At 71.7% G+C, this 20,085-nt stretch carries 18 protein-coding genes; 8 read left to right on the top strand and 10 right to left on the bottom strand.

The features are described 5' to 3' along the window. The first annotated feature begins 9 nt into the window (after positions 1-9). Complete coding sequence (locus ACIBP6_RS42840) at positions 10-423, top strand: DUF6113 family protein (protein WP_397060475.1); 414 nt, start codon at positions 10-12, stop codon at positions 421-423. Positions 424-440: 17 nt separating this feature from the next. Next, positions 441-935: a flavin reductase family protein gene (locus ACIBP6_RS42835; protein ID WP_397060473.1), complete on the top strand. Its 495-nt coding sequence runs from the start codon at positions 441-443 to the stop codon at positions 933-935. 47 nt (positions 936-982) lie between these two features. Here the strand turns inward: ACIBP6_RS42835 and ACIBP6_RS42830 are convergent, their stop codons facing one another. Further along, complete coding sequence (locus ACIBP6_RS42830; protein ID WP_397060471.1) at positions 983-2,047, bottom strand: hypothetical protein; 1,065 nt, start codon at positions 2,045-2,047, stop codon at positions 983-985. A gap of 75 nt (positions 2,048-2,122) precedes the next feature. Between ACIBP6_RS42830 and ACIBP6_RS42825 the strand changes: the two genes are divergently transcribed. Next, a complete protein-coding gene (locus tag ACIBP6_RS42825; RefSeq protein WP_397060470.1) occupies positions 2,123-2,536 on the top strand; it encodes a hypothetical protein in 414 nt (137 codons plus the stop codon). A gap of 75 nt (positions 2,537-2,611) precedes the next feature. Here ACIBP6_RS42825 and ACIBP6_RS42820 read toward each other — a convergent pair whose 3' ends face one another. The 8 genes from ACIBP6_RS42820 to ACIBP6_RS46860 all read right to left on the bottom strand — a co-directional run bounded on the left by ACIBP6_RS42820 (position 2,612) and on the right by ACIBP6_RS46860 (position 14,940). Next, positions 2,612-5,098 carry a penicillin acylase family protein gene (locus ACIBP6_RS42820; RefSeq protein ID WP_397061278.1) on the bottom strand — a complete coding sequence of 829 codons (2,487 nt, stop codon included), beginning with the start codon at positions 5,096-5,098 and terminating at the stop codon, positions 2,612-2,614. Between the two features lie 98 nt (positions 5,099-5,196). Then, positions 5,197-6,576 carry a cysteine--tRNA ligase gene (cysS, locus tag ACIBP6_RS42815; RefSeq protein WP_397060468.1) on the bottom strand — a complete coding sequence of 460 codons (1,380 nt, stop codon included), beginning with the start codon at positions 6,574-6,576 and terminating at the stop codon, positions 5,197-5,199. 33 nt (positions 6,577-6,609) lie between these two features. Beyond that, complete coding sequence (locus tag ACIBP6_RS42810; RefSeq protein WP_397060466.1) at positions 6,610-8,451, bottom strand: sigma factor-like helix-turn-helix DNA-binding protein; 1,842 nt, start codon at positions 8,449-8,451, stop codon at positions 6,610-6,612. 48 nt (positions 8,452-8,499) lie between these two features. Next, a complete protein-coding gene (locus ACIBP6_RS42805) occupies positions 8,500-10,356 on the bottom strand; it encodes a UvrD-helicase domain-containing protein (RefSeq protein ID WP_397060464.1) in 1,857 nt (618 codons plus the stop codon). A gap of 4 nt (positions 10,357-10,360) precedes the next feature. Continuing rightward, positions 10,361-12,640 (bottom strand): hypothetical protein, encoded by a 2,280-nt coding sequence (locus ACIBP6_RS42800; protein ID WP_397060462.1) that lies wholly within the window; start codon positions 12,638-12,640, stop codon positions 10,361-10,363. 144 nt (positions 12,641-12,784) lie between these two features. After that, positions 12,785-13,561, bottom strand: a complete 777-nt coding sequence (locus ACIBP6_RS42795; protein ID WP_132614117.1) for a class I SAM-dependent methyltransferase — start codon at positions 13,559-13,561, stop codon at positions 12,785-12,787. 99 nt (positions 13,562-13,660) lie between these two features. Then, positions 13,661-14,731 carry an ABC transporter substrate-binding protein gene (locus tag ACIBP6_RS42790; RefSeq protein ID WP_246074959.1) on the bottom strand — a complete coding sequence of 357 codons (1,071 nt, stop codon included), beginning with the start codon at positions 14,729-14,731 and terminating at the stop codon, positions 13,661-13,663. A 17-nt stretch (positions 14,732-14,748) separates the two neighbouring features. Next, complete coding sequence (locus tag ACIBP6_RS46860) at positions 14,749-14,940, bottom strand: putative acetyltransferase (protein ID WP_449595889.1); 192 nt, start codon at positions 14,938-14,940, stop codon at positions 14,749-14,751. A 144-nt stretch (positions 14,941-15,084) separates the two neighbouring features. Here ACIBP6_RS46860 and fdxA point away from each other — a divergent pair, with 144 nt between their 5' ends. From fdxA to ACIBP6_RS42775, 3 genes are all read left to right on the top strand, one after another. Continuing rightward, positions 15,085-15,411: a ferredoxin gene (fdxA, locus tag ACIBP6_RS42785; RefSeq protein WP_397060460.1), complete on the top strand. Its 327-nt coding sequence runs from the start codon at positions 15,085-15,087 to the stop codon at positions 15,409-15,411. Positions 15,412-15,504: 93 nt separating this feature from the next. Continuing rightward, positions 15,505-16,575: a succinyldiaminopimelate transaminase gene (dapC, locus tag ACIBP6_RS42780; RefSeq protein ID WP_397060458.1), complete on the top strand. Its 1,071-nt coding sequence runs from the start codon at positions 15,505-15,507 to the stop codon at positions 16,573-16,575. Between the two features lie 92 nt (positions 16,576-16,667). Beyond that, the gene (locus ACIBP6_RS42775; protein ID WP_397060456.1) at positions 16,668-17,324 is read left to right on the top strand and encodes a DUF4178 domain-containing protein; all 657 of its coding nucleotides are present in this window, start codon (positions 16,668-16,670) and stop codon (positions 17,322-17,324) included. A 4-nt stretch (positions 17,325-17,328) separates the two neighbouring features. Here the strand turns inward: ACIBP6_RS42775 and ACIBP6_RS42770 are convergent, their stop codons facing one another. Further along, on the bottom strand, positions 17,329-18,141 hold the full coding sequence (locus ACIBP6_RS42770; RefSeq protein WP_397060454.1) for a hypothetical protein: 813 nt from the start codon (positions 18,139-18,141) through the stop codon (positions 17,329-17,331). Positions 18,142-18,178: 37 nt separating this feature from the next. Here ACIBP6_RS42770 and ACIBP6_RS42765 point away from each other — a divergent pair, with 37 nt between their 5' ends. Further along, complete coding sequence (locus ACIBP6_RS42765; protein ID WP_397060452.1) at positions 18,179-19,012, top strand: 2,3,4,5-tetrahydropyridine-2,6-dicarboxylate N-succinyltransferase; 834 nt, start codon at positions 18,179-18,181, stop codon at positions 19,010-19,012. After that, positions 19,012-20,079 carry a succinyl-diaminopimelate desuccinylase gene (gene dapE / locus ACIBP6_RS42760; protein ID WP_397060450.1) on the top strand — a complete coding sequence of 356 codons (1,068 nt, stop codon included), beginning with the start codon at positions 19,012-19,014 and terminating at the stop codon, positions 20,077-20,079. Before ACIBP6_RS42765 ends, dapE begins: the two co-directional genes overlap by 1 nt. Positions 20,080-20,085: the final 6 nt, after the last annotated feature.

Genomic DNA, 20,085 nt, shown 5'->3' with positions numbered 1-20,085 from the left:
TCGGTCCACATGGAGCAACGCAGCCAGGCCGAGTCGGCCCTCGGCGGAGCGGCGTACGGCATGTTGTTCGTGCTCGGCGTCGTCATGGGGGTCGTGGGCGGATTCACCCATCCCGTGTGGCAGACAGGGCCTTTCCCGGGGGCGGCGGCCGCATGGGTGCTCGCGCTGTTCGCGGTGTGTTTCGGGGCGGGCAGGCTGATGCGGGCCAAGCTCGGCGCCATGGTGACGGCGCTCGGGTGGCTGCTGGTGACCATGCCGTTCACGCTGGAGCTGCGGGTGGGCGACCTGGTGATCGCGCAGGGCGCGCCCGGCTACGTCTACCTGTACGGCGGCCTGGCGGCGCTGGTGGTGGCGTATCTGATGTCGCCGTCAAGCGGTGGATCATGGTTGCTCCGGGGGTACACACCGAAGAACCCGACGTAACGGCATAAAGTATCTAGGTGCACTTTATCGAGCGGCCAATTGACCCACGTGCGTACCGGAAGGTCGTCGGCCGCTTCGCCACCGGAGTCACGATCGTCACGACCCGGGCAGGCGACGTCGACCACGCGATGACGGTCAACTCCTTCACCTCCGTCTCCCTCGACCCCCTGCTGGTGCTGTTCTGCGCGGAGAAGGTGGCCCGCTTCCACGACGCCGTGCTGGAGGCCGGGGCGTGGGGCGTGTCGGTGTTGCCGGCCTCGATGGAGGACGCCTCCCGTTTCTTCGCCCACCGCGGGCGCCCCCTGGACGGGCAGCTGGCCCGCTGGGCCCACCACCGGGGCGAGTCGGGTGTGGCCCTCTTCGACGGCGCGCTCGCCACGGTGGAGTGCACGACCAAGTCGGTGTACGACGGCGGCGACCACTCCATCGTCGTGGGCCAGGTGACGGCCCTCGGCATGCCGGGCGACGGCCCGCCGCTCCTCTACCACGAGGGCCGCTACAACACCCTGTGAACACGTGAGACGGGCCAGGCGCGGGGCCTGGCCCGTCTGTCGTCCGCCTACTGGGCGGGGGTGGTCGCCGTCTCGGACGGCGTCGGCGTCGCGGTGTCCGTCGGCTCGGCCGGGGACGTGGTCTCCGCGGGCGCGTCGGTCGGCTCCAGCGGAGGCTCCACCGGCGGCTCCTCCGAAGGCGTCGGGCAGATCGGGAGCTCCGTGGGGCTCGCCGTCGGCGCGACGCTCTCCGTCGGAGTGCCGGTCGCGGTCGGGTCCACCGTGGGCGGCACGGTGGGGGCGTCAGTCTCGGTCGGGGTGTCGGTGGGGGTCTCTGTCGGGGTCTCTGTCGGGGTCTGTGCTGGAGGCGCGGCAGCGGCCGGGGGAGCCGGGACGGCCGGGGCCGTCGTCTCCGTGCCGGTGGGCTCCGCGGTGGGGCTCTCCGTCGGGTTGTCCGTCGGGGCGGCCGTGTCGGTGGGCTCCACGGTCGGCGGGAGGGTCTCCGCCGGGGTCGGCTCCACGTCCGGCCGGCACGTGACCGTGACCGTCGGGGCCGGCTCGGTGACGGTGACCGTCGGAGCGGGCTCCGTGACCGTGACCGTCGGGCCGGGCTCCGTGACCGTCACCGTCTCCCTGACCGTCACGGTCGGCAGCGGCGCCATCGCGACCTCCGGCTGCCCGCGCTTCTTGAACGTGCCCCGGCCCAGTCTGGCCGTGGCGTCGCCCTCGCCGTTGATGACGGTGATCTCGGTGTTCGCGGTCGTGCAGGATCCTCTCCTGCACACCCGCTGGTCGACGGTGAAGAACCCCGCGCCCTCATAGGCGACGGAGACGTTCAGGTAGGAAATGCCGCGTCTCTTGACCACCCGCGTCTCGGCGGTGTAGTCGGCGTTCGGGGGACTGGCCGTCGGTGTGGGGGTCGCCGTCGGGGAGAGCGTCTCCGCGGGGGAGGGCGACGCCGTAGGAGAGGTCGGCGTCGGCGTGCTGGGATCGGCGACTAAGGCCAGGTGGAGAGGGGGAGGGTTGTCAGTGAGTCGGAGGGATTCGGTTGCTGACGCCTGCGTGATCGCGGCTCCGCCGGTTCCTGCCAGTGCGACGGTGCCGAGCAGCGCGCCCAGGATGGAGAATCTCATAATCCTGCTCTTGTGGGAGATTTCAGGACAGGGGTTATTATTCCGGCTTGTCAAGATCGGTCAAGACTGAGACGTATGGAGAAGCGCTTCCGGTTCCGCTCCGTGGCGAACTTCCTCAATCTCTCCACGCCGCTCGGCCTGCTGCTCGCGGTCGCCGGCGGGGCGACCCCGCGGCGCGGCCCCGAGGGGCTCATCCTGGCCTTCGGCTACCGTCCCCGCTTCCCGATCGCGGGTGCCTTCACGGTCGGAAATGTGGTTCTGACCAGGCGAAACGCTCTGAGCGAGCGGCTGATCCTGCACGAATCCCGGCACGCCACGCAGTGGGCCTGGTGCGGCGGCCTGCCCATGCTCCCGCTCTATCTGCTGGCGATGCTCGTCTCGGTGGCCGTCTGCGGCCACCAGGCCTCGTACAACATTTTCGAGCGGCTGGCCGGCCTGGACGACGGCGGCTACCCGCGCGAGCCGCTCCGCTGGCGCCGCCCCGGTTGACAGCCTCCTGTCAGGAAGAACGCCCCCGGCGAGCACCACGGCCCTGCCCCGAGCGAGGGGCAGGGCCGTGGCGAGTCAGGGGGTCAGTCGGAGGGTGTGGACCGCGGCCTTCCTGACCGCCTGCGGCGTCGAGCGCATCGGCAGCAGGTCGCCGCGGGCCCACGCCTCGGCCTGATCCCAGTAGTTGTCGTGGAAGGCGTGCCCCGAGGCGCCGGTCAGGTTGATCCACTGCGACTTGTCCAGGTCCGACAGGTCGACGATCATGCGCATCGACGGGACCGTGGTGATGGCGTACCCCGTCTGAACGTTCCAGCCCGTGGCGTTCACCGCGTCCTTGCCGCCCGGCACCCGCAGCGGCCCGCGGTTGAACAGCGCCTCCACCGGTGCGATGCCCGAGGTCCCGAGGGAGCCGTTGACCAGCTCCAGCTGGTGCAGGTCGCCCCAGCGCCACGCCTTGACGTCCTCGCCGAGCCGGTCGGCCAGCTCCTGGTGGGCCGAGGCCATCGCCTGGCGCAGGATGTCGTCGCGGGTCTCCTTGACGTTCCGGGTCGTCACGTCGTCCCAGAAGGGGTCGCCGGGGGCGTCCAGCAGCCGCCTGACGACCTCGTACCAGCGGTCGCCCCCGGTGGGCCGGGCCGACTCCGGCAGGTCGTCGTCGAACGTCCGCACGAGCACCTGCCGCCAGACCGCGTTGAAGAACGCCGCGGCGGCCGAGCCGAGGTCCTGCCGCCGGTCCCAGGTCTTCAGCAACTCCCTGGCGGCGACCCCGGGGCCCGCGAGATCCACCCGCAGCAGCGCCGGGATCAGCGTGTCGGCGAAGCCGTTGTGGGTGTCCTGCTGGATGCGCGACATGACGGCCGCGTCGATCGGCCCCTGCTGGATCGCCGCCGTGATGAGGGTGCGGATGCGTTCGGAGCGGTAGCCGTACGCCCAGTCCTTCGTCAGCAGCGGCCGGTACCGGCTGGGGTCGATGACGGCGTTGTTGGCCGTGACGATGAACCCGTCCGCCGGGTTGCGCACCGACGGCAGCTGGTCGTACGGGATGGGCGCGGGTTTCCAGTCGTACTCGCCGGTCCAGCCGGGGGCGGGCAGGGTGCCGTCGCCGCTCTCGCGTACGGGGATGCGCCCCGGCGCCTGGTAGCCGATCGTGCCCGAGGTGTCGGCGTAGACGAGGTTCTGGGCCGGCACCTCGAACAGCGCGGCCGCCGCCCGGAACTCCTCCCAGTCGGCCGCCTTGTTCAGCAGGAAGATCGAGTCGGCCGTCCGGCCGGGCGTCAGCGCCGTCCACTGCAGCGCCACGGCGTTCGCCTCGCCGCTGGGCCGGGCACCGCCGATCACGTCGTCGATCAGCGGGCCGTGCCGGGTGCTCTTGACGGTGATCGTGACCGGGCTGCCCCCGGCCACCTTGATCTGCTCCCTGCGGGTCTCCAGCGGCAGCCGCTGGCCCTTGTACAGGTACGTGTCGCCGTCCACCTGCTCCAGGAAGAGGTCGGACACGTCCGGCCCCAGGTTCGTGAACCCCCACGCGATCTTGTCCGTGTGCCCGATGATCACGCCGGGGACGCCGGAGAAGGTGAACCCGGTCACGTCGTACGGGCACTCCGCGGTGAGCTTGCGGCAGTGCAGCCCGGCCTGGTACCAGACGGACGGCATCTGCGCGGCCAGGTGCGGATCGTTGGCGAGCAGCGGTTTGCCGCTCGCGGTGTACTCGCCGGAGACCACCCACGAGTTCGACCCGAGGCCGTCGCGGTCGGCCGTGCCCATCGTGCTCGGCACCGCGTCGAGCGTCCCGGCCGCCCGGGTGAGCGCGTCACCGGCTCGCAGCCGGGGCTCGACCTGCTGGTCGAAGCGGTTGCGCTCGATGGTGCCCTGGTTGACGATCGGCAGGTGCCGGTCGTACGGGTAACCGGGGTAGAGCTGGTCGACGCGTTCCCTCGGCAGCTCGGTGAGCGCGAGGGCCCGGTCGATCTCGTCCTCCATGTTGGAGCGCAGGTCCCACGCCATGGCCTTGAGCCAGGCCAGCGAGTCGACCGGCGTCCACTTCTCCGGCCGGCCGCCGCCGTTCTGGATCTTCAGGATGGAGTACTCGAGGCTGCGGCTGGAGGCGTTCGGATGGGCGTCGAGCCAGGCGTTGACGCCTTTGGCGTACGCGTCCAGGTAGTCGCGGGTCGACTGGTCGAGCAGGGGAAGCTCCTGCTCGGCGACCCGGCGCCAGCCCATCGTCCGCAGCGCCTTGTCGTTGTCCAGCGTGGCCGCGCCGAACAGCTCCGAGAGGCGGCCGGCGGTGGTGTGCCGGCGGAAGTCCATCTCGAAGAAGCGGTCCTGGGCGTGGACGTAGCCCTGAGCCATGAAGAGGTCGGCCGCGGTGTCGGCATAGATATGCGGGATTCCCGATTTATCCCGATAAATCTCGACGTTCTGCGCTAACCCCGGCAGCCGTACGGCCCCATCCACCTGTGGGAAGGATCTCTGCACGGTGTACACCACAACCCCTGCCAGCACGACCGCCAGCGCGAGAAGAACGGTTAACACCCGAGCGAACCACCGCAAAGGCCACGGCATCCACGCATAGGGCCTCACCGACACCTCCTTGTCCCCGAACTGGGATCAAGTCTGACAGCACGCGATCAGTACTCCGGACGCGCCGCCACAAGGAGATGTCAGGCCCAGATCTGGCCCTCCGGGGTGTCGGACACCCGGACGCCCATCTCGGCGAGCTCGTCGCGCAGCCGGTCGGACGCCGCCCAGTCGCCGCCCTCCCGCGCCCGCTCCCTGGCCGCCAGCAACTCGGCCGCCCCGGGCGGCAACACCCTCGGCTTGCCGATCTCCGACGACAGGTCGAGCGCCAGCACCTGGTCGAGATGGAGGAACGTCTCCAACTTCGCCCCCGGCGCCACCGACTCGTCGCGCTCCAGCTCGCGCAGGATCCGCAGCGCGGACGGCGTGTCCAGGTCGTCGTCGAAGGCGGCCTCGACGCGTTCGGCGTACGCGGTGGCCATGGGGGCGCTCGGCGACTCCGACCACTCGGCCACCCGCGCCCGCCACCGGCGCACCGTGCGGTCGGCGGCCCGCAGGGTGTCCCATGTGAGGTTCAGCTGCTGCCGGTAGCGGTGCTCCAGGAACGCCAGCCGCACGGCAAGCGGGTCGAGCCCGGCCGCCACGACGTCGGACAGCAGCACCACGTTGCCCGTCGACTTGGCCATCTTGCGCCCGTCGAACAGCAGGTGCTCGCCGTGCACCCAGTGGCGGACCACCTCGTGGCCGGTCGCCGCGTTCGACTGGGCGCGCTCGTCCTCGTGGTGCGGGAAGCGCAGGTCGATGCCGCCGGTGTGCAGGTCGAAGCGCGGGCCGAGGAAGCGCAGCGACATGGCCGAGCACTCGACGTGCCAGCCGGGAAAGCCGCGGCCCCACGGCGCGTCCCAGGTCAGCTCGCCGTCGCCGGGCTTCCACAGGGCCCAGTCGGCGTGGAAGCGCTTGCGCGGGTCGACGGCCTCGATGCGGTGCGCGGGCCTGAGCGCGTCGAGTCGGTTGCCGGATACCTCGCCGTACGACGGGAAGCTCTGGACGTCGAAGAACACCGACCCGTCCGGCACCGTGTACGCGTGACCCCGCTCGACCAGCTGCGCGATCAGCTCGATCATCAGGTCGACGGTCTCGCTGGCACGCGGCGCGTGCTCCGGTGGCCGCAGGTTGAGCGCGGCGGTGTCGGCGACGAAGGCGTCCTCGTAGAAGCGGGCCAGCTCGCGCGCCGAACGCCCCTCGGCCCGCGCCTGCGCGACGACCTTGTCCTCGTCCGTGCCCTCGCCGTCGCCCGACGGATCCTCGACGAGGTGGCCGACGTCGGTGATGTTGCGGCAGGCCACGACGCGCACCCGCCGCCGCTCCAGAACCCGCCTGATGAGGTCGGACAGCACGTACGTGCGCAGGTTGCCCACGTGCGCGTGACGGTAGACGGTCGGCCCGCACGTGTACATGCGTACCGCCCGATCGGCCTCGATCTCCTCGACCTGCCTGGCGCGCGTGTCGTAGATCCGCAACATCCCCCGAGCTTAGTCGGGGGCCGCGGCGAACCCCTACGCCCCCAGGTAGGCGAGGATGTCGCGGTCGCCGCGCTCGCGCAGCCTGGCCAGGACCTCCTCGCGGGCAGCCGTGTCGGGCAGCCCGATCCTGGCCCCGATCAGCCGCAGGCCCTCCGACTCCGAGCCGACCGGAGCGGTGTAGCCGAGCAGGTAGAGGGCCCGGTTGATGGGCGGCATCGCCACGGGCGCGGCCGGCAGGTAGCGGGTCAGCAGCTCGCCGCCGTCGGAGACGGTCAGGAAGACGTGGTCGCCCTCGCGCGCGTTGTACTCCGCCAGCACGTTCCTGATCGACCCCATGGTCGGCTGGTTGTGCCAGCTGATCACCACGTCGCCGGACGGCGCGGAGGCGGTGAGCTGCCCGCCCGGCGCCATCCCGAGATAGGCGGCGAACCCGGTGGGCAGCGGCGAGCCCGACCCGCGCAGGTGCTCGGCGTTGATGTCGACCCGGTGCCACCAGCGGCCGTCGCGGGAGCGGAAGCTGCGCCGGGTCTCGGAGACGTCCTTGCGCGGCTGGTACGTCACCTCCCCGCCCGGCGAGGTGCCCGCGACCCGGATCCAGCCCCGCTGCGTCCGCTCGAACCCCGGCCCGCCCGAGTAGGCGCGCACCGAGCTCTCGCTGACGTCGTAGCGGGAGGTCAGGTTCGTCACGATCGTGCTCACCGACGCCTCGCCGCCGGCCCGCTCGATCTCCCTCGCGATCATCTCCCTGATGCCGAGGTACTCGTCGCCGCCCCACCGCGTCAGGCCGTACTTGTTGCGGTCGACCCGCAGGAAGCGGTCGTCGGCGGTGAGCTGGTTGCGGATGCCGACCAGGCTGTAGTCCTCGCCGATGCGTTCCTGGATCTCCTCCGGCGACAGCGGCGTGCCCGCCACCGCCAGCACCGCCTCGGCTTTCTCGTTGATGCTGCGCGGCCACGGCACCACGTGCCGGCCGAGCACCCGCAGCTGCGGCGTGGCGAGGATCCACCGCTCGGCGACGTCCTCGCGGACCCCGAGCTGGGACACCATGGCCACGGCCTCGGCGAGCGGGCGCGGGCCGTCGGTGAACAGCTGGCGCGTCTTCTCCCGCAGCTCGTCGCTCCCGCCCGAGACGAGCCACCCCTCGGCCTGCTCGTAACCGGTCAGCAGCGTACGGACGAACCGCCAGGCCGGGATGCCGAGTGCGCCCAGCTCCGTGCCGTGCCACGGTACGGCGGCCTGCAGGTCGTCGGCCGGCACCGCCGAGCCGAGCCGGCCGCGCAGCCACGCGACGTGGGCCACCAGCGGGGCGACCTCCGGCTTGCCCAGCCAGGCTTCGATGTGGTCGCGCAGGTCACGCTCGATCTGCCTGATGCGCTCGCGCGTCACCGAGAACCGCTGCGCCAGCTCGTCGAGCGTGGCGCGCTGCTCGGCGTACAGGCGGTCGCGCGCGATCGCCCGCTGCCGGTCGTCCAGCGCCGCGAACAGCTCGTCGATCAGCTCGGGCAGCGGGCGATCCGCCCGCACCGGCGCCGGCACCGCGTCCGGCACCGGCTCCAGCAGCCGCTCGAACACGCCGGTGAACAACTTCTGCACCACGTCCTTGCCGAGCATCTCCGGCGTCCGCTCGGCCTCGGCCGGGTCGGAGAACCGCAGCAGCGGCAGGATGTCACCGAGCATGAGATGCCCCCAGCAGGCCACGGCCAGGTCGGCCAGACGGCCCGCCACGGTCTGCGTGCCGACGAGGGCGCACGCCCGGTCAAGAGGGATCGCCTGCCACCAGGCCTCGGGCAGCTGGGGCTCCTCGACGATCGGCGCGATCTGACCAGGGGAGGTCCAGCGCAGGGGTGGCGAGAGGTCGCTCAGGCTGAGGTTCATTGACGTCCAACCGGCAAAGGAGAGATATCCGCAGTTCAGACTATGTGATCAGAGGGGTAGAAACGGGCTCCCTCTTCCGGAATGGGAGATATAAAGCTTCGAACGGGCGCGGGTGCAGGCGACGAACAGTATGCTCCGTTCGCGCTGCAGCGCACGAGCCCGTAGGTAAGGATCTTCCGGCGGATCTTCCGTCGGCGGCTCGGGCACCACGCCCTCCGCCACCCCGAGCAGCGCCACCCGCTCGAACTCCAGCCCCTTCAGTTGCTGGAACGTCGCCACCCGCACCTCCAGGCCGTCCAGCGCCCGCCGCACCTCGCGCACCAGCCCCGGGTTGCGCGCGCCCACGGCGATCTCCGCCGGCGCCACCCCCTCGGCCAGCCACGACTCCACCGTGGCGCGCAGCCCGGCCAGCTCCGCCTCCCGGGTCGCGTACGCCCTGACGTCCGGGCGTTCGCCGTTGCGGATGGCGGTCAGGTCGTACAGGTCGGTCGTGCCCCGCACCAGGCCGGTCGAGAGGCCGCCGCCGCGCAGCCGTACGGCGAAGGAGAGCAGCTCGTGGGGGAGCCGGTAGGAGATCCCGAGCGTGTGGTGCTCGGCGGGGATGCCGACCGTGGCCAGCGCCACCCGGGTGTCGGTGATCCGCTGGTGCGGGTCGCCCACGATGAACAGGTCGTCGCGCGCGTGCGGCGCCGCCGCGCGCAGCAGCCGCCACTGCGCCGGGCTGATGTCCTGTGCCTCGTCCACCACGATGTGACGGTACGGCTTCTGTCCCGGGTCCACATCGTCGAGCAGATCACCCGTCGCGAGCGAGAGCAACCGCAATGCCGCGTCCGTCAGCTCGGCCAGCGATCTCGCGCCCTGGCCGACCAGCGCCGGGCGGCGGCCCTCCGCGTCGGTCACGATCCGCAGGGCCAGGCGTTCCGGGTTGTCCACCTCGACCCGCTTGCGCACCACCTCGTCCTCGAGCAGCAGGTCCAGCTTCGCCGACAGCTCCTCGGCCAGGCTCTGCGAGAACGTCACCAGCAGCACCGGCCCGGCCCCGTGGACCGCCAGATGGGCGGCCCGGTGCAGGGCGACGACGCTCTTGCCGGTGCCCGCGCCGCCTACCACCAGCGCCGGGTGCTCGTACACGGAGGCCCTGGCCAGCCGGTGCTGCGGCGGATGCAGGAACGTGCACCAGTCCGGCGTCCGCAGCACCCGATCCAGCGCCACCTTGTCGGGCACGAACACCGCCCGGTCGGGGGTGCGCAGCAGCGCGGCGTGCAGGTCCTCGGCGTCGATCGGGCCCGGCGGCTCGGACGACGCCCGCCATGCCTCCAGCGCCCGCCACGCCTCCGCCAGCGTGCCGCCGCGGGCCAGCACCGTCAGCGGGACGTGCTGCGTGGGCGGCAGCAGCGGCTCCAGCGCGGCCACGTCCGCCTCGGTGGTGATCAGCCGGAACAGCGGCAGGGCGTGCACGTCCAGGCCCAGGCCCAGCAGGTCGCCGTCGCAGATCGGGTCGAACAGCCCCGACGCGCCCGCCGACCTGCCCGCCGACCTGCCCGCCGACCTGCGCAGGGCCGGCTCCACCCGCTCCAGGGCCGCGGCGTCCCACTCCTCGACGACCCCGATCACCGGGTTGACGCCGTAGCGGTGGCGGCGGGCGTACGACCAGGCGTCCGGGTCGGGCAGGACCGTCCGCAGCCAGTACACGTCCCGCTGCCGCACCACGACGCCGCGATGGCCGTCCGCCAGGCGCAGGGTCGCGACCCGCGGATCCCTGGCGCCCCTCACCCGCTCGGGGTGCGGGGCGCCCGCGACGTTCAGCAGGAACCGGCGCAGCGCCACCACGGCGTCCCTGCGCACCGACGGGGCAAGGGCGCTGAGTGCCGTGGGGAACTCTGGGCCGATCGCGAGCCGCGGCACCGGCTCAGTCCAGCAGTTCGAGCAGGTCGCGGTCCCCGCGCTCGCGGAGCCTGGCGAGCAGGTCGGGCAGTGGTACGGGGCCCGTCATGCCGATCCTCGTGGCGATCACCCTCGCCGCCTGCTCCTTGGTGCCGCCCGGCGCCGTGTAGCCCACCAGGCGCAGCGCCTTGGTGATCTTCTCGGCGCCCTGGGCGGCGACCGGCAGGTGCCTGGCCCGCAGCACGCCCTCGTCCGAGAGGGTCAGGAACAGGTGTCCGCCCTCCTTGGCGCCCACGTCCACGAGCAGCTGAGCGACGGACACCAGCACCGGCCTGCCGTGCCAGGTCATCGTCAGCTCGCCCGCCGCGCTCCTGACCGTCTTCGTCTCACCCGGCGACAGCCCCAGGTAGGCGGCGAACCCCGTCGGCAGCGGGCACTCGCCTCCGGCGAGCTGCTCGGCGGTCACGTCGACGCGCAGCCACCACCGTCCGTCCGGCTGCCGGAAGCAGCGCCGCGTCTGGGAGACGTCCTTGAGCGGCTGGTACGGCCGCTCCGGCTCGCCGTTGGCCTCGGGTGGCGTCACCGGCGTGAACGCCTGGAACACCGGCGGTCCCGCAGGCGGCTCCACCGGAAGCCCGGCAGGCGGGACCACGGGCGGGGGCGGCGGGAAGGGGCCGAACGCCGACTGCGGCCCGCCCGGCGGCGGAGGGAACTGCACCTGCGGCGGCACGTGCTGCACCTGCGGCTGCCGGGCGTGCGCCGCCAACGACGCCAGCACGAACTGCCAGGCGGGCACCTCCAGCGCGCGGATCTCCGCGCCGTGCCAGCTCGCCGCGCCGGTGAGCTGGTCCTTGGAGGGGGCCGGCCCGACCGTCTTGATCAGCTCGTCCAGATGTGCCCGGAACGGCGCCGCCTCGTCGCTCGCCAGCCACTGGTCGAGGCGGGTGCGCAGCTCGTACTCGGTGGCGGTGATGTCGGCAGGGGGGACGGCGAAGAGCTTGGCCAGCTGGTCGACGGCCGACGGCTCGTCGGTGAAGACCCGGTTCTGCGCCACGGCCCACGTCTTGTCGTCGAGCCCGGCGAACGCCGCCTCGAGCAACTCGAGCAGCCCCTGACCGCCGCTGTCCCCGGCACCCTTGCCCATGGGCGCGGGCACGGGCTGCTCAGGCTGGGCGTCCTCGGCTTCGGCGTGCACAGGCTCGGCCTGAGCCGGCTGGGCGTGCTCAGCTTCGGCGTAGTCCGGCTCGTCGTCCTCGGCTTCGGCGTCCTCCGGCTCGTCGTCCTCAGCTTCGGCGTGCTCCGGCTCAGCCGGCAGGCCCTCGGCGTGCATCGGCTCGGCGTGCATCGGTTCGGCGTGCTCCGCCTCGCCATCCGCCGCCTCGCCGTGCGCCTCGCCGTGTGCCTCGGCGGGCGTCGGCTCGGCGTGCGCCGCGTCGGCGTGCTCCTGCTCCTCGTGAACTCCGGCGGCTTCCCGTGCGGCGGAGCCGTCGGCGGGCTCGCCGGGAGCGAGCCACTCGGCGGCCTCGGCGGCCTCGGCGGCCTCGGCGTGCAAGGCGACGGGCTCGTCCGGAGCTGCCGCCGCCTCCGCCGCGTCCTCACCGGCCCGGTCGGCGGCGGGCGCCCGCTCCAGGACGGCGTCCTGTGCCGGCTGCTCGTCCTCGGGCTCCTCGTCCTCCGTGGAGTAGGAGTCGTCGGCGGATTCCGAGCCACGGAACGCGGGTGCGTAGGCGGCGAAGCGGACCGAAGGCTCCTCGACCGGCGCCCCGGGCTTCGACACGGGGACGGGGGGCTCCGGCTTCTCGTCCACTAACGGATGGCCGGCCGCGACCTCATGGAACGCGTCCTCGGCACGGCCGGCCGCGGCCTCCTCGTACGCGTCGTCCGCGATGGGCAGCCCGCCCGCCGCGTACGACTCGGCGCCCATCCCGGGGCGCTCAGGCGCGAGGCGCGCCAGAACGGCCGTGAACAGGATGTTCATCACCGGCCGCGCCTGGATGAACGGCTGGTCCACCAGCTCCCGCCCGGTCAGCGCGAGCAGCCCGGCCCACGACCCGGCCCGGTCGAGCGCGATCGCGACCGCGGGCTCGTCGGCCTCTTCCGGGTCGAGCACGTACAGCGCCGGCAGGACGTCGCCGAGCGCCGCCGCGGGCCAGTGCTCCAGGGCGATCTCCGTGAGCAGCTCGCCCAGCGACTCGGGGCCGATCGCCGCGAGCACCCGAGGCATGGGCAGGCTGCGCCACCACGCGTCCGGCAGGTCCGGCTGTCCGGCGAGTAGCGTGATCGTCGACGCGTCGCTCCACCTCAACGGTGGTACGAGGTCGCTCAGGCAGAAATTCATCCCGTTCCGTTCACCAGCCCCTCACGCCATGGCAGCGGTGCAGCCATCATCTCGCCGCCCACGGAACAGACCATAGTCCGGCAAAACAGCCCTACGCATCATGCCGTCGCATCAACGCCGAACAGCGGCAAAACGTAGACGCACGTAATCGGCCATCCAGCCGGTCTCCCTGCGCAGCGCGGGCGCGGCCAGCTCGTTGACCCGCTGGAGCAGGGGCTCCACGATCTCGGGCGGCAACCCTTCGAGCACCGACCCGGCGAACATGCGCACCCAGTCGGCGGCCCCGCCGGGGCACTCCTCGAGAGGCGTCGGCCGGTCGAAGTATTCGAGCAGCCGCACGACGAAGCCCTCCTGCTCCAGGCGGCGGGCGTACTCGGCGGGGGTGGGGAAGTACCACGGGAGCTCGGGCTCGCGCAGCCCGTATTCGCGCCAGGCGGTGAACATGGCCGCGGTCAGCTCCGCGCAGTTGCCCGCACCGCCCATCTCCGCGACGAAGCGCCCGCCAGGCGTGAGTGCCTCGCGGACGCTTGCGATCACGGCGCCGGGGTCGCGGGTCATCCAGTGCAGCGCCGCATTGGAGAAGACCGCGTCGTACGGATCGACGACGGTGAAGTCGTGCGCGTCCCCGACGATGAAGTTGATGCCCGGATACTGCGCCAGCGCCTTCTCGATCATCGCCGGCGAGCCGTCGATGCCGAGGACCTCAGCCCCTCGGAAGGCGATCTGCGCGGTCAGCACCCCGGTGCCGCAGCCCAGGTCGAGCACGCGCTCGCCGGGCCGCGGGTCGAGCAGGTCGACCAGTGGCGCGCCCTGCGTCGAGACGTAGCCGAAGCTGCTGTCGTAGGCGCGACTGTTCCACCGCTCCAAGCTCGGTGTGTCGTATCGCAAGACGATCAGCTCTTTTCTCGGACTTCGGGCCCCCGTGGCCGTGCTGTCCGTTCACTTTAGAGCCTGAACGTCGCGACGACATATCAAGTCACTTCGGACTCAGCCCACACTCTTCCCCCATTCCCGCTTCAGGTACGCCTTAGCGGCGTCCGTCTGCGGGATGGTCATGAGGACGGGCGGCCCGGGCGCCTTGGGCAGTTTCGCGGCCTGCTCGCGGTCGAGCGTGCCCTTCATGAGCATCGCCTCGCCGCGCGCCGGCCGGGCGAACCCCTTCTGCAGCAGGTTCTGGCCCTCGTCGGAGAAGAGGAACTCCTGCCAGAGCCGGGCCGCGGCCGGGTGCGGGGCCGCCTTGTTGATCGCCTGCACGTGGTAGGCGCCGAGCGCCGCGTCGCGCGGGATCGTCACCTGCCAGCCGTCGGAGTGGTGGGCGCTGCGGGCGGCGTTCAGGTGGTCCCAGGCGACGACGACGTTGGCCTTGGCCGGATCGGTGAGCCGGCCGGCCTGTTTGAGCTTGGCGAACAGGGCCACGCCCTGTTCGGGCTGCGGCACGCCCGCGCGCATGGACGCCGCCATCACGCCCCCGAACGCCGAGGCCGAGCGCAGCGGGTCGCCGTCGAGCGCGACGCGGTAGTTGGGCTGCAGCAGGTCGTTGAAGGAGACGGGCGCCTTGACCGCGCGGGGGTCGTACCCGATGGACATGTAGCCGCCGTAGGCGGCGTACCAGGAGCCGGACGGGTCCTTGACGTGGTCGGGAAGGTCCTGCCACCCCTGCACCTTGTACGGAGCGAACCGGTCGGCCCCCGACACGGCCACGTCCATGGTGAGATCGAACACGTCCGGCTTGAGCTGCGGGGCCGCGTCGAGCTCGCGCCTGCTGCTCGCGTTCGGCTCCAGCTCGTTGACCTTGATGTCGTACTTGTCGACGAAGGTGTCGATGATCTCGCCGTAGTTGACCCAGTCGCGAGGCAGGGCGATGACGTTGAGCTGGCCCTCTTTCTTGGCGGCCTCGACGAGCCGGTCCATCGTGCCGAAGCCGCTCTTCAGCGAGGCGGCCTGGACGTTGACGGGCGGCAGGTTCTTCGCTTCGGTCGCGGTGGAGTCGGTGGACGACGCGCCGCATCCGGCGCTGGCGAGGATGGCTGCTGCGGCGGCGCAGGTACGTACAGTCACACAATGAATACTTACTGCTACATCCGCCCAGGTCGAGGAGGCGCGGCCGGAACGACTCGGGCCGCCACCAGCGTCTCTTCGGGGATCTCCACCACCGTGCCGTCTTTTTTCCGGATTTTGAGCACTCCGTTCTCCCAGGACACCAAAATTCCGACAGCGTCGCGAAACCCACCGGGGACGCGCCTGCGGGTGGTGACCCGAGCGCCCACGTCGTGCGTTGTAATGGCGATGACAAGGCGTCCGGCCACGAGTTTGCCACCCTCCGTTTCGGCCAGCCGGGAAGCACGGCAATACTAGGGCGTAGCAAACCGCGGTCGAAGTCATGCCATGGTGCGGAGAAGAAGGAGCTCGAGGTGACCTACGTCATCGCGCAGCCTTGCGTGGACGTCCTGGATAAGGCGTGCATCGAGGAGTGCCCCGTCGATTGCATCTACGAGGGCGAGCGCATGCTTTACATCCACCCCGACGAGTGCGTGGACTGCGGCGCGTGCGAACCAGTGTGCCCCGTAGAGGCGATTTTCTATGAGGACGACCTTCCCGAGCAGTGGAAGGAGTTCTACAAGGCCAATGTGGACTTCTTCGAGGAGCTGGGCTCGCCTGGCGGCGCCTCGAAGGTCGGCAAGATCGAGAGGGACCACCCGGTGGTCGCCGCTCTGCCGCCACAGAGCGAGGACCACTAGTACGAACGCCGTGCACGGGGGCATCCGGGCCGGATGCACCCCGTCCACGTGCCCGCCGCGCCGCAGTACGGCACCGCGACATCATGGAGAACCGTGAACACCCTGCCTGACTTCCCGTGGGACCGGCTGGAGCCGTACAAGGAGCGCGCACTGGCACACCCCGACGGCATCGTCGACCTGTCCGTCGGCACTCCCGTCGACCCCGTGCCGCAGATCGTCCAGGACGCTCTGACGCAGGCGGCCGACAGCCCGGGTTACCCCCTCACCCACGGCACCAAGGCGCTGCGCGAGGCCGCGGCGGGGTGGTTGCGGCGCAGGCACGGCGTGACGGTCGATTCGAAGGACGTCCTGCCGGTGATCGGCTCCAAGGAGTTCGTCGCCTGGCTGCCCACCTACCTGGGCGCGCGCCGGGTGGTCTTCCCCGAGCTGGCCTACCCCACCTACGACGTGGGCGCCCGGCTCGCCGGGGCGCACGGCACGGCCTCCGACAGCACGCTCGCGCTCGGCCCCGAGCACGTCGACCTCATCTGGGTCAACTCCCCGGGCAACCCCACGGGCCGGGTGCTGCCCGCCGAACACCTGCGCAAGGTCGTCGCGTGGGCGCGCGAGCGCGGCACGGTCGTCGCCTCCGACGAGTGCTACATCGAGCTCGGGTGGGAGGAGCAGCCGGTCTCGATCCTCCACCCCGACGTCTGCGGCGGCTCCCACGAGGGGCTGCTCGCCGTCCACTCCCTGTCCAAGCGCTCCAACCTGGCCGGCTACCGCGCCGGGTTCGTGACGGGCGACCCCGTCCTGGTCAAGCGGCTGCTGGAGACGCGCAAGCACGCGGGCATGCTCATGCCGCAGCCCGTGCAGGCCGCGATGACGGTGGCGCTCTCCGACGACGAGCACGCCGAGCGGCAGCGCGAGCGCTACGCCGCCCGCCGTGAGGTGCTGCGTCCCGCGCTGGAAAAGGCCGGGTGGCACATCGACCATTCGACGGCGGGCCTGTACTTCTGGGCGTCCAATGGGCAGAGCGCGTGGGATCAGGTAGGGAAACTTTCCGAGATCGGCATTCTCGTCGCGCCCGGCGAGTTCTACGGATCCGCAGGTGGGCGGCACGTCCGCGTCGCGCTCACCGGCACAGACGAACGGATCGCTGCGGCCGTGCGCCGCCTCCAGTAGGATCGCCCCGCACAGCCCGCGAAACGGGCTTGTCTCGCACAAATCGATAAGGGCTTATGCCGAGGCAGACCGCGAGTGGAGCGAGCTGATCGATGAGCGTGACCTCCATGGTCGTTCTCGGGCTGAGCATCGCCACCGTCCTGCTGCTGCTCGGGGCCTTCTGGGCCACGACGCGGCAAGACAGGAGGGGCCGCGTCAGCGCGCCGCCGGCCGAGGTCGCTCCTCTCGAGACCCCGCTGGCGGCTCCGGTGGGCGCTCCCGGGCATGCCGGCACCGACTTCACCGACCCTCGTACGATCGGGGTCGGCGACCGGATCGAGATCCACGGGTCGCCCGCGCGCGTCCTCGGCGCCATGTACGTCTCGTGGCAGGGCCAGCAGTGGACCGAGTTCCTGCTGCGCGACTCCTCCCGGCGCTTCCAGTGGCTCTCCGTCGAGGAGCTGCCGGGCGACCCGCCGCATCTGGAGGTCAAGCTCTGGAACGACGTGCCCACGCAGGGCATGGTGCCGGCCAAGAGCATGCTGATCATGGAGGGCGTGGAGTTCTACCCGATCGAGCGGGGGACGGCCGCGTTCCGCAGCGAGGGCGACACCGGCGTGCCGGAGCGAGGGCTGCTCGACTTCGCCGACTACCGCGCCTCCGACGGCCGGCTGCTGTCGTTCGAACGCGTCCAGGGCGGTGCCTGGACGGCCGCCTACGCCCAGCCGCTGCCGCCGGGCTCGATCTCCATCGTCACCCGCGCGTCCTGACGGGTCACGACAGCTCCACGCCGCGCGCGCCGGCCTTGCCGTCGGCTTCCCAGCCCTCGGTCTCGTAGTCGTTGGCCCACGCCGCGCCGCCGTAGCCGACCCTGCTGAGGCCGTACTTCTCGGCGTGGGCCACCCACCAGGAGGCCACCAGCCAGCCGCGCTTCTTCGTGGTGATCGCCGTGCTGCCCAGCGCCCTGGCCAGCTGCTTGCGGGCCTCCCGCGTACGCGGCGCCGGCGCGGGCGTGCGGGCCTGCGGATACCAGCAGTGCAGGGCCCGCGGCACCCGCCCGGTGAAGGCGGCGGCCAGGAGCTTCGCCTCCTCCTCGTGCGGCGCGTACGCGTAGCCGCCCGCCGAGCGCTGCACGGCCTGCGCCGCCTCCGCCAGCGGCAGCTTGCGGTAGTCCGCCACCTTGACCAGCGCGGCGAAGAACCTGTTCGTCGCGTAGACCGGGTCCATGATCTGCTTCTTGGTGCCCCAGCCCTGCGACTCGCGCTGCTGGAACACGCCGACCGAGTCGCGGTCGCCGTAGGCGACGTTCCTGAGCTTCGACTCCTGCAACGCCGTCGCGTACGCGATGACCACGGCCCGCTCGGGCAGCTTGCGGCGCGCCGCGACGGCGGCGATCGTGGCCGAGATCTGGGCCTGCTCGGGGTCGAGCTCGCGCACGCCCAGCGGGGTGTCGACCACGCAGTACGCCTCGCGCACCACCACGGGCGCCCTTTTCAGCAGGTGGAAGAGCCCTAGGGAGACGGCGACGGCGAGTACGACCACGATGACCGCGATGGTGATGACTCCACGGGAGAAGCGCAGGCGCACGCTGAAGAACCTACCCGGACGGATAAGCTCCGTGGCCATGAGTCATGTGAGCACTTCGTCCCCGATTCCCGCGATCGTGGATGAGTTGTGGGAGCGCAGGGCGGAGCTGTCGCCGGCCGACGCCGAGGCGCGCCGGCAGGTGGTCGGCGCGGTCGACCTGCTCGACCGAGGCGAGGCACGGGCCGCCCGGGTGGCGGGCGGCGAGGTCGTCGTCGACGAGCGCGCCAAGCGCGCCGTGCTGCTCGCCTTCAAGGTGCTCGGACTGGCCCGCTCGCAGGTGGGCGACTTCCACCACAACGACAGGATCCCGCTGAAGAGCACGTTCGACGGCGTGCGCGTGGTGCCGGGGGCGATCGCCCGCTGGGGCTCCTACCTGGCGCCCGGCGTGGTGCTGATGCCGTCGTTCACGAACATCGGCGCGTACGTCGACGCGGGCACGATGGTCGACACCTGGGCCACCGTCGGATCGTGCGCCCAGATCGGCAAGAACGTGCATCTGTCGGGCGGCGTGGGTGTCGGCGGGGTGCTGGAGCCGCCCGGCGCCGTCCCGGTCGTGGTCGAGGACGACGCGCTGATCGGCAGCCGGTCCATGCTCATCGAGGGCGCCAGGGTCGGCGAGGGCGCGGTCGTCGGCGCGGGAACGATCCTTTCCGGCTCGATCCCGGTCATCGACGTCGCGACGGGCGAGGAGCTGTCACGCGGCCGGATCCCGCCGTGGTGCGTGGCGGTGAGCGGCACACGGCAGAAGGAGTTCCCCGGCGGCACGTTCGGCCTGCCGTGCGTGCTGGTGCTCAAGCGCCTGGAGCCGGGGCAGCGGCACGACAAGGCGGCACTCAACGAGGTGCTGCGCGAACACGGGATGGACATCTGATGCTCGACCTGACCCAGGACGTACGCGCGCTGACGGCCGCGATCGTGGACATCGAGTCGGTCAGCGGCCACGAGAAGGCCCTCGCCGACCAGGTGGAGCGGGCGCTGTCCGCGCTGCCGCACCTGAAGGTGTCGCGCTCGGGCGAGACGGTGGTCGCCCGCACCGGGCTCGGCCGCGCCGAACGGGTGCTCATCGCCGGCCACCTCGACACCGTCCCCGTCGCCGGCAACCTGCCGAGCCGGGTCGACGGCGACCTGCTGTACGGCTGCGGCACCTCCGACATGAAGGCCGGCGTCGCGGTCGCGCTGAAGCTCGCCGCCGCCCTGCCCGCGCCCAACCGCGACGTCACGTACGTCTTCTACGACTGCGAGGAGGTCGAGGCCGAGCGCAACGGCCTGACCCGGGTCGCCCGCGACCACGCCGACTGGCTGGCCGCCGACTTCGCGGTGCTGATGGAGCCGACCGACGGGGTGATCGAAGGCGGCTGTCAGGGCACGCTGCGCGCCGAGGTGACGGTGAGCGGCAAGCGGGCCCACAGCGCGCGCTCCTGGTTCGGGGTCAACGCCATCCACGGCATCGAGCCGGTGCTGGCCCGGCTCAACGCGTACGAGCCGCGGCGGCCGGTGGTCGAAGGGCTCGAATACCACGAAGGGCTCAACGCGGTCGGCGTGAGCGGCGGTGTGGCGGGCAACGTCATCCCCGACCTGTGCGTGGTGAGCGTCAACTACCGCTTCGCGCCCGACCAGTCGATCGAGGAGGCGGAGCAGCACGTACGCGAGGTCTTCGACGGGTTCGCCGTGAGCGTCGTGGACGCCGCGCCGGCGGCCAGGCCCGGGCTGACGCATCCGGCGGCGGCGGCGTTCACGGCGGCCGTCACCGGGGCGGTCGGCGGCGAACCGCGCGCCAAGCTGGGCTGGACGGACGTCGCCCGCTTCTCCGCGCTGGGGGTCCCCGCCGTCAACTACGGCCCGGGCGACCCGAACCTCGCGCACCAGCAGGGGGAGTACGTCTCGCTGCCGAAGATCGTCGAGAGCGAGCGGGCGATGCTGGACTGGCTCTCCACATGAAAGTGG

Origin of the sequence: Nonomuraea terrae (assembly GCF_044465245.1) — a bacterium.
Classification (GTDB): domain Bacteria; phylum Actinomycetota; class Actinomycetes; order Streptosporangiales; family Streptosporangiaceae; genus Nonomuraea; species Nonomuraea terrae.
This window is presented reverse-complemented; position numbering and strand designations above follow the sequence as displayed.